Origin of the sequence: Photorhabdus sp. RM322S (genome assembly GCF_042879395.1) — a bacterium.
Classification (GTDB): Bacteria; Pseudomonadota; Gammaproteobacteria; order Enterobacterales; family Enterobacteriaceae; genus Photorhabdus; species Photorhabdus khanii.
Map to the genome: position 1 here is coordinate 1 of NZ_JBHFKW010000106.1, position 2,492 is coordinate 2,492.

1 protein-coding gene is annotated in these 2,492 nt (G+C 50.1%); it reads left to right on the top strand.

Annotated features, from left to right (window positions below; genetic code table 11):
- Positions 1–2,492 (top strand): DUF637 domain-containing protein (locus tag ACGF63_RS22695; RefSeq protein WP_387633338.1); only part of this gene is annotated, 2,492 nt, incomplete at both ends.

Consider the following 2,492-nt stretch of genomic DNA (forward strand, 5'->3'; position numbering starts at 1 on the left):
ATTATTATCCGCAGGAAGAAATATCACATTCCCTTCCCTGGCTTATTCTGTCATTAACCCGGCTAATGATAACAGCAAGGATGACCGACATATTATTGCTCAAGTCCGGGGTGATAAAAAACTGACGATAGCAGCAAATGGCACCCTAACCACTGCGGGTGCTCAATTGACTTCTGATGGTGATGTCACCCTCTCCTCCGGCGGCAATATGCGTTTTGAATCGGTGCAGAACCACACCTACCGGGAAGGTAACCGGGAATTCACCGGATCAGTGACTCAACAAGGCACTGAACTGACCAGCGGCGGTGTACTCACGGTTATCTCAAACGGCAGCATTCTTTTCCAGGCCACCCAACTGGCGGCCAAAGGGGCCATGGATATCGCGGCACAAGGCGGCTATCTGTACGCTCAGGCGATGGAAGAATCCAGTCACTATGAGAAAACCGAGACCAAACGCCGGTGGTATGGCAAGAAGAAAACCACCACACGTACTCGTCATGATGTCACCAACAAAGTCACTGAATTTACCGCCGGCGGCGATATTAACCTGTTAAGCCGGGATGACAGCACCTATGAAGCCAGCAAAATCACCACCCATCAAAATGCTAAACTGACCAGTACGCACGGTCAGGTTAATTTTAAGGCGGTAAACAACAGCACCTTTGCGCAAACGATTACCCATTCCAAAGGGTTCTACATCAAGCAGACAGATAAAGGCTACACCGAAAATACCTGGGTGCTTCCGGCTATTCATCTCGGTGGAAAACTCACTGTAGAGACCGCCAACGGTATCAGCGCGGACATTAAAGCTAAAAATGGTCAGTCATTACAAAATGCCGTCTCCGTCTTCGGTAATACCCCGGAAACCGCCTGGCTGAAAGGCCTCAATGAACGTCAGGATGTGCAATGGAACTTAGTTAAAGATGCTTATGACAGTTGGGATTATAAAAGCCAGCACCTGAATCCGGTGGTTTCGGCGGTGATAGCGATTGCTGTCGCCACCGTGACGGCAGGCGCAGGCATAACGGCTTCGGTGGCCGGATCAGCCGCAGGCACGGCAGGTTCAGCGGCGACGGCAGCGGGGGCTACCGCCAGTACCGCCGCTACCGTGGGTTCAATGGCTTACGGCGCGACGGCTTCCGGCATGGCGGCTCTGGCCTCTCAGGCGGCGGTTGCTCTGGTGGATAATCAGGGTGACTTGTCCAAAACCTTAAAGGCGATGGGAAGCAGTAACACCGTTAAATCCACTCTGACTTCAATGGTCATTAGCGGCGCACTGGCGGGCTTTGATAACGTGATGGGATGGGATAACGCAGCAAATGGCGCAAAACTAGATCCATCAAAGGCAAAATTACCTTCCCTGAGCAACGGCGACTGGAGCAAAGTGGCTCAACGGGTCGCGGGCCAGTCCATCATCAGTGCCACCTTGGGGACAACGATTAATGGCGGCAGCTTTAAAGATAATTTCACCGCGGCTTTGCTGTCTAATATTGGCAGCCAGATTAATGCGGAAGGGGCCAGATTGATTGGTGATAATGGCGAAGTACTGGGCGTGCCGGGTAAAACGTTGAGCCACGTAGTTGTAGCAGGGATCAGTGCTGAAATTGGTCGGGGAAATGTCAAAGGTGCAATGGCGGGGGCTTTAGCGGCAGAACTGGCTGGTGTGATGATGGGGGATAATCTCATCAAGGCTGAAAAATGGCAAAAAACATCAGAACAACAAGCACAAATTGCCCGTGCTTTAGGTGGCTTTGCCGGGGCAGTATTTACCGGTAAAGCAGACGGTGCTTACAGCGGAGCAAACAGTGCTGAAAATACTTTCCGGTATAATTATCTTGCACATCATCAACAAGAATTGATGGAAAAAGAGCTTGCTGCCGAGTCTAACTACCTGAAAAAGGCGCAAATTTTTGCTAAATGGGGCTTGATTAGTAATACGCAAGACGGCTCTTTAGCCGCGGGCTTTATCTCCGGTATTCCATCAGAACTTTATGATAGTGTGATGGCCATTGTCGGAGCGGTATCTAATCCTTCGGAAGTTATTGAATCGCTTAGGACACTGTTGATTCAGGAGGATATGCCCGGCTTTATCTGGCAAGCGACAAAGGAGGGTTATCTCAAGCAGCTTGATGTTGTCAAAGCCGAATATGAAAAAGCGGGGCCAGAAGGGGCCTATAATGCGGGTCTGGAGATAGGAAAACTGGTCACCGGAATAGCCAGTATGGCAGGCGGGGGCTTTGGCGCAGTCAAAGGGTCTACATCTGCCACAGCTAAATTATCGAAAGTCATCTCAAAAGAGCCGCATCCAACAGTAGACATCCGTCATGTGTATCGGGTAGAAAAAGACGGTAGCAAAACCCAAATGGCGTGGGGAGAAGGTAATTATAAGCAGGGATATCCTTTTGAGGATTTTGTTGCTACGCAGATGCCAAAAGGTACTCGGTTACCCGAAGGGTTTAAGACTTTTGATTTTTATGATCTCGCAACACGTA